The organism is Pseudomonas sp. 15C, assembly GCF_055484735.1.
Genome location: NZ_JBUDGD010000026.1, coordinates 60,928 through 67,792, shown reverse-complemented (window position 1 = coordinate 67,792; position 6,865 = coordinate 60,928). Strand labels below are relative to the sequence as shown.

The window sequence follows — 6,865 nt, the reverse complement described above, 5'->3', positions numbered from 1 at the left end:
GCGACAGGCTGGAAGTCAACTAAGCTGAATGTTCAACGCCAGGAGGCCGGTCATTGACCGGCCTTTTTTGATTTTGTGCGGTGACGAGCTGATGGGCTCAACAGGACGGCAATTCATCGCCAAGTTAAAATTACGGCTATCATATGTCGGTAAGATTATGCCTATAATAATCTACCGTTCGGTCATGCCGGCGCGATCTACAGCCTTCCCGCCCAGTCCTGTTGGAGCACTCTCATGAATTTTGCAACGTATCAAGGTACAGCGCTCGTGACCGGCGCCTCGTCGGGTATCGGTGCCATCTACGCCCAACGTCTGGCAGCACGCGGATTCGATCTGCTGTTGGTCGCCCGTGATCAGGAGCGTCTGGAAAATGCCGCGAGCCGCTTGCGTGATGCACACGGTGTTCAGGTAGAGGTGTTGAAAGCGGATCTGACGCAAAGGGACGATGTGCTCAAACTCGAGCAACGACTGCGCAGTGATTCAAGCATCAGCCTGCTGGTCAATAATGCCGGTGTTGCGGCAAACGGCTTGTTGGCCAACGCTGATATGGAGCAATTGGAGCAACTGATCCAGCTGAATATCACCGCCGTCACTCGCTTGGCATCGGCTGCCGCTGCCAGTTTCGCCAAGGCCGGCCGTGGGACGATTATCAACATCGCCTCGGTGGTGGCGCTGTTTCCTGAACGTTTCAATGCCACCTACAGCGCGAGCAAGGCCTATGTGCTGAGCCTGACACAGTCGCTGCATACCGAGCTCGATGGCACCGGCGTGCAGGTTCAGGCTGTGTTGCCCGGTGTGACGCGCACTGAAATCTGGGCGCGCTCGGGTACCGATGCCAGCGGCATCCCGGCGGAGATGATCATGGAGGCGGAAGAAATGGTCGATGCGGCGCTGGCCGGGCTGGATCAGGGCGAGTTGATCACTATTCCTTCGCTGCCTGATGCGGGTGAATGGCAGGCATTCGTCGCCGCACGCCACGTCATGGTGCCGAACTTGTCGCGCAGTTCCGCGGCACAACGCTACAAATCTTGATCGGAGGTCAGCAGGGTATGGATTCGCGTCGAATTGTGGTTACAGGCATGGGTCTGGTTTCGCCGTTGGGCAGTGGTGTCGAAGTGGTCTGGCAGCGTTTGCTGGCCGGACGCTCGGGGCTGCGCAACCTGCCGGACGCGGTGGTTGCTGACTTGCCTGCGCGTGTTGGCGGTCGTGTGCCAACCCAGGAGGAGGATGCCGAAGCCGGTTTCGATCCGGATCGCGCCACTGCGCCGAAAGAGCAGAAGAAGATGGACCGCTTCATCCTGTTCGCCATGGAGGCGGCAAGACAAGCGCTGGAGCAGGCCGGCTGGCATCCGCAAGAAGACAAGGACCGAGAGCGCACGGCGACGATCATCGGCTCCGGTGTCGGTGGCTTCGGTGCGATCGCCGATGCGGTGCGCACCACTGACAGCCGCGGCCCTCGGCGTTTGTCGCCATTCACCATTCCGTCGTTTCTGGTTAATCTTGCCGCCGGTCATGTCTCGATCCAGCATGGGCTGAAAGGGCCTCTGGGCGCGCCGGTCACAGCATGCGCGGCGGGCGTCCAGGCGATCGGCGATGCGGCACGGTTGATCCGTTCCGGTGAAGCAGACATTGCGGTGTGCGGCGGGGCAGAAGCCTGCATTGACCGTGTCAGTCTTGCTGGCTTCGCCGCAGCGCGGGCGCTGTCGAGCGGTTACAACGACACGCCTGAGCGCGCATCGCGACCGTTCGACAGCGGTCGTGACGGATTCGTGATGGGCGAGGGGGCCGGACTGCTGGTCATCGAATCACTCGAACATGCCTTGGCACGTGGCGCACAACCGTTAGCCGAACTGGTCGGCTACGGCACCAGTGCCGACGCTTACCACCTGACCGCCGGGCCGGAAGATGGCAGCGGGGCACGCCGTGCGATGGAGCTGGCGTTGGCGCAGGCCGCTATCGAGCCGGCTCAGGTCCAGCATCTGAATGCTCATGCGACGTCGACGCCTGTAGGCGATCTTGGCGAACTGGCGGCGATCAAGGCGGTGTTCGGTGCCGAAAACAAAATCGCTGTCACTTCGACCAAATCCGCTACCGGCCACTTGCTCGGTGCTGCAGGCGGTCTTGAAGCGATTTTCACGCTATTGGCGATTCGTGACCAGGTGGTATCGCCGACGCTGAACTTCGACAACCCGGACTCGGCGAGTGCAGGGGTGGACATTGTCCATGGCCAGGCGCGTTCCATGCCGATCGAGTATGCGTTGTCCAATGGCTTCGGTTTTGGCGGGGTCAATGCAAGCGTGTTGTTCAAGCGCTGGCAGGCCTAGTCGCGGTTCTTCAGGTGGTCGCGGGTGACGTCGAGAATGCGTTGCGCAAACCCGGCATCCGCGACGCTGCGTGACAGCAGCAACGCGCCGACCAGGGTCGACATGATGACGATGGCGCGCTCTGCATTGTTTTCGCCGTCGAGACTGTTCTCGATTTGCGTCAGCCGTGCGTTGAGCACTCCATCACTGGTGGGGCTCGGTTGCCCGCGCAGGCCCAGTTCGGAGGAAATGGTCAGCAGCGGGCAGCCTTCATCGGGTGATGTTTGATGCCACTCCGATAGATAGGTCTCGATGAACAGATCCAGTGCATTGTCCTGAGCGAAAATCTCTGCGCACAAGCCGTCGACCTGATTACCGGCCTCCTGCAGGGCCTTCTCCACCAGATCGTCCTTGGATTTGAAATGTGAATAGAAACCGCCATGGGTCAGCCCCAGCGCTTTCATCAGAGGTTGCAGGCCGGTGGCGCCGGTGCCGTCCTTGCGAAAGCGCGCCGAGGCTTCCTTGATGATGCGCTGATGGGTCTGGGCTTTATGGTCCTGCGAATAACGCATCGGGAACTCTCCGCAACAATGCACGCATCTTAACCAAGGAAAATTAGATGGTGACTGTACTTCTACTTCTTAAAAGCCTGCGGTCAGAGCCAATGGCTATATAAATGCAAACCCCGCCGATCGGGCGGGGTTGATGTCAGCGATCCTGTGCGTCCTTGGCGTCGGCTTCGGCATTGCGTTGTGCGACGCGCTTGCGTTCTTCATCGGTCAGTTCGACCTTGTTGGCGGTGTCACGCAACATCATCAATCCGCCAACAATCGAGCCGATCGCAACGACCAGAATCAACCAGGCATACCAGGGCATAACGGCTCTCCTCAAGGGCAGCTCGACGGGCGAGGATTTCGCCGTGCGACGCTGCATACCACATTTGAGCGAAACGACTTCGCAGTGGTTCCATTCTAGGCCGCTTCTGCCCGGCACACCCGAGCGCGTTACAGACCGGTCAACATCGCATCCGCCGGCGCATCGGCGCGCAATTGACCCGTCATCATGAAATACCCGAATCCAACCGCCATGAAACCCAGGAAAATCAGGCCGATCAGCGTGTTGAACCACGCCATCGCCACCAGGCAGACCACTGCCAGTACCAACGCGATCATTGGTACCAGCGGATAGCACGGCGCACGGAAGGTACGTTCCAGATTAGGTTCGGATTTACGCAGTTTGAACAGGCTGAGCATGCTCATGATGTACATCACGATGGCACCGAACACGGCCATGGTGATCATCGCTGCGGTCAGCGTCATGCCGCCGAGGTTGATCAGGCCATCGCTGTAGATCGCCGCGATGCCGATGATGCCGCCAACGATGATTGCGCGGTGCGGTGTCTGAAAGCGCGACAGTTTCGCCAGCGACGCCGGCAGATACCCGGCGCGGGCGAGGGCGAAGAACTGCCGAGAGTAGCCGAGGATGATGCCGTGGAAGCTGGCAACCAGGCCGAACAGGCCGATCCACACCAGCATGTGCAGCCAGCCGGAGTTGTCGCCGACTACGGTTTTCATCGCTTGCGGCAGCGGGTCGTTGATATTGGCCAGGGTGCGCCAGTCACCGACGCCGCCAGCGAAGAACATCACCCCCATCGCCAGCAATACCAGGGTCAGGATGCCGCTGATGTACGCCTTGGGAATCGTGCGTTTCGGGTCTTTGGCTTCTTCCGCCGCCATCGCCGCGCCTTCGATGGCGAGGAAGAACCAGATGGCGAACGGAATCGCCGCGAACATGCCGGCAATCGCCGGTGCGCCGAAAACATCCGAGCCTGCCCAGCCGTTGAGGGCGAAGTTGCTGAAACTGAACGCCGGGGCGACCACGCCCATGAACACCAGCAGTTCAGCCACCGCCAGCACGCAGACGATCAGTTCGAACGTTGCGGCCAGTTTCACGCCGAGAATGTTCAGGCCCATGAACACGATATAGGCGCCAACGGCAGCGTGTTTCGGGTCGAGCGCTGGAAACTGCACATTCAGGTAAGCGCCGATCGCCAGCGCAATCGCTGGCGGCGCGAACACGAATTCGATCAGCGTTGCCAGACCGGCGATCAATCCGCCTTTCTCACCAAAAGCGCGGCGGCTGTAGGCAAACGGCCCGCCGGCATGGGGAATCGCGGTGGTCAGTTCGGTGAAGCTGAAAATAAAGCAGGTGTACATGGTCGCGACCATGAACGAGGTGACCAGAAAGCCCAGGGTCCCGGCCACGCCCCAGCCGTAACTCCAGCCGAAGTACTCCCCGGAAATCACCAGCCCCACGGCAATGCCCCACAGGTGCAGCGTGCCCAGCGTGGGTTTGAGTTGTGTGTTCATGCGCTTGCTCCCTGAAGGATTGGAAAGCTTCGGGGGAGGGCGTGTGCAGTGGGCGTGCCATTACGCTGAAACAAGTCGTAATGAGTTCAAAGCTGTCGCAGCGGGGATGATCTGCGCTGGACGTGCTGGTGTTGTGCGCCAGTTGGGTGCGATGTTGGCGGGAATGCCGCTATCGCGAGCAGGCTCACTCCTACAGGGGATCGCATTCCAACTGTAGGAGTGAGCCTGCTCGCGATGGGGCCTGTACAGACACAAGAAATCCGCCTGTAAACCCCGCATAAAACCACTCTTTACGCTTTCTTTATGCCCCGCGCTTACCCTCGCTCTCGTTCCTTTACAGCCTCCTTCCCGACAATCACCGCACACGCGGCAATACGCCGTTACACGGAGATCTTCCATGAGCGTTCTGGACGGGGTGTCATTGCTGTTGGCAGTGGGGCTGTTCATTTATCTGTTGGTTGCGCTGTTGCGCGCGGACCGGAACTAGGAGCGGCTATGCACAGTTATGACTATTGGCTGATCCTCGGCTTCTTCGCGCTGGTCTTGCTGCCCGCGCCTTTCCTGGGACGCTTTTACTACAAGGTGATGGAAGGCCAGCGCACCTGGCTGACGCCGATCCTCGGTCCGGTCGAGCGCGGTTGCTATCGCATTGCCGGGGTCGATACGAAGGTGGAGCAGAGCTGGCAGAAATACACGCTGGCGCTGCTCGCGTTCAACCTCGCCGGTTTCCTGTTGCTGTTCGCGATTCTGCTGTTCCAGGATCACCTGCCGCTCAACCCGCAGAACTTGCCGGGCCAAGAGTGGACTCAGGCGTTCAACACCGCGGTCAGTTTCATGACCAATACCAACTGGCAGTCCTACAGCGGTGAGGCGACTCTAAGCTACTTGAGCCAGATGGTCGGCCTCACTGTGCAGAACTTCGTCAGCGCCGCCACCGGCCTCGCCGTGCTGGTCGCGCTGTGCCGTGGCATCGGCCGCAAATCGGCGCAGACCCTCGGCAACTTCTGGGTCGACATGACCCGCGCTACCCTCTACGGCCTGCTGCCGCTGTGCCTGTTGCTGGCGCTGTATCTGGTCTGGCAGGGCGTGCCGCAGACGTTTGCGCAGTACGTCAACGCGGTGACGATGCAGGGTGTCGATCAAGTGATCCCGCTCGGCCCGGCCGCCAGCCAGATTGCGATCAAGCAACTGGGCACCAACGGTGGCGGCTTCTTCGGCGTCAACTCGGCACATCCGTTCGAGAACCCGACGGCCTGGAGCAACCTGTTCGAAGTCGCGTCAATCATTCTGATTCCGGCGGCGCTGGTGTTCACCTTCGGCCACTACGTCAAGGATCTGCGCCAGAGCCGCGCGATCATCGCCTGCATGCTGGCGCTGTTCCTGATCGGCGGTGCGACCTCGCTGTGGGCCGAATATCAACCAAATCCGACCCTGAACAATGTCGCCGTCGAGCAGACTGCGCCGCTGGAAGGCAAAGAAGCGCGTTTCGGCACCACCGCCACGGTGCTGTGGTCGGTGACCACGACGGCGGCGTCGAACGGTTCGGTCAATGGCATGCACGACAGCCTCAACCCGCTGAGCGGCATGGTCGCGCTGGTCAACATGATGGTCGGTGAAGTGATCTTCGGCGGCGTCGGTGCCGGGCTCTACGGCATGTTGCTCAACGTGCTGATCGCGGTGTTCCTCGCCGGCCTGATGATCGGACGCACCCCTGAATACCTCGGCAAGAAACTCCAGGCGCGGGAAGTGCAATTACTCGTGGTCACGCTGTTGGTGATGCCTGTCAGCGTGCTGGTTCTCGGTGCGATTGCCGCTGCCTTGCCTGGCCCGGCGGCGACCATCAGCAACCCCGGCCCGCACGGTTTCAGCCAGTTGCTCTACGCCTACACCTCGGCGGGCGCCAATAACGGCTCGGCGTTCGGTGGCCTGAGTGCGAACACGCCGTTTCACAACCTGATGCTCGGCCTGGGCATGTTGATCGGGCGCTTCGGCTACATCCTCCCGGTACTGGCACTGGCCGGCAGCCTGGCGATGAAGAAAACCGCACCGATCGGCCAGAACAGCTTCCCGACTCACGGCCCGCTGTTCGTGACCCTGCTGACTGTGACCATTTTGCTGGTGGGCGGCCTGACCTTTCTGCCGACCCTGGCGCTGGGCCCGATTGCCGAACATCTGAGCCTGGGCTTCTGAGGA

The 6,865-nt window shown here is 60.7% G+C and carries 7 protein-coding genes; 4 read left to right on the top strand and 3 right to left on the bottom strand.

The annotated features are described in order from the left end of the window. Positions 1-234: 234 nt before the first annotated feature. Together ACYYKW_RS15240 and fabF are read left to right on the top strand one after the other, a co-directional pair. Positions 235-1,032 carry an SDR family NAD(P)-dependent oxidoreductase gene (locus ACYYKW_RS15240; RefSeq protein WP_464990477.1) on the top strand — a complete coding sequence of 266 codons (798 nt, stop codon included), beginning with the start codon at positions 235-237 and terminating at the stop codon, positions 1,030-1,032. 17 nt (positions 1,033-1,049) lie between these two features. Beyond that, complete coding sequence (gene fabF / locus ACYYKW_RS15235) at positions 1,050-2,324, top strand: beta-ketoacyl-ACP synthase II (RefSeq protein WP_464990476.1); 1,275 nt, start codon at positions 1,050-1,052, stop codon at positions 2,322-2,324. Here fabF and ACYYKW_RS15230 read toward each other — a convergent pair. From ACYYKW_RS15230 to eat, 3 genes are all read right to left on the bottom strand, one after another. Next, entirely contained in the window at positions 2,321-2,875 is a 555-nt protein-coding gene (locus ACYYKW_RS15230; RefSeq protein WP_464990475.1) for a TetR/AcrR family transcriptional regulator, read from the bottom strand. The two genes, fabF and ACYYKW_RS15230, sit on opposite strands and share 4 nt — an antisense overlap. Positions 2,876-3,011: 136 nt before the next feature. Then, the gene (locus tag ACYYKW_RS15225) at positions 3,012-3,179 is read right to left on the bottom strand and encodes a DUF2897 family protein (protein WP_016770901.1); all 168 of its coding nucleotides are present in this window, start codon (positions 3,177-3,179) and stop codon (positions 3,012-3,014) included. Positions 3,180-3,307: 128 nt separating this feature from the next. Beyond that, the gene (gene eat / locus ACYYKW_RS15220) at positions 3,308-4,672 is read right to left on the bottom strand and encodes an ethanolamine permease (protein WP_093099574.1); all 1,365 of its coding nucleotides are present in this window, start codon (positions 4,670-4,672) and stop codon (positions 3,308-3,310) included. A 397-nt stretch (positions 4,673-5,069) separates the two neighbouring features. Here eat and kdpF point away from each other — a divergent pair, with 397 nt between their 5' ends. Then, the gene (kdpF, locus tag ACYYKW_RS15215) at positions 5,070-5,159 is read left to right on the top strand and encodes a K(+)-transporting ATPase subunit F (protein ID WP_007899818.1); all 90 of its coding nucleotides are present in this window, start codon (positions 5,070-5,072) and stop codon (positions 5,157-5,159) included. Positions 5,160-5,167: 8 nt separating this feature from the next. Further along, positions 5,168-6,862 carry a potassium-transporting ATPase subunit KdpA gene (kdpA, locus tag ACYYKW_RS15210; RefSeq protein WP_464990474.1) on the top strand — a complete coding sequence of 565 codons (1,695 nt, stop codon included), beginning with the start codon at positions 5,168-5,170 and terminating at the stop codon, positions 6,860-6,862. Positions 6,863-6,865: the final 3 nt, after the last annotated feature.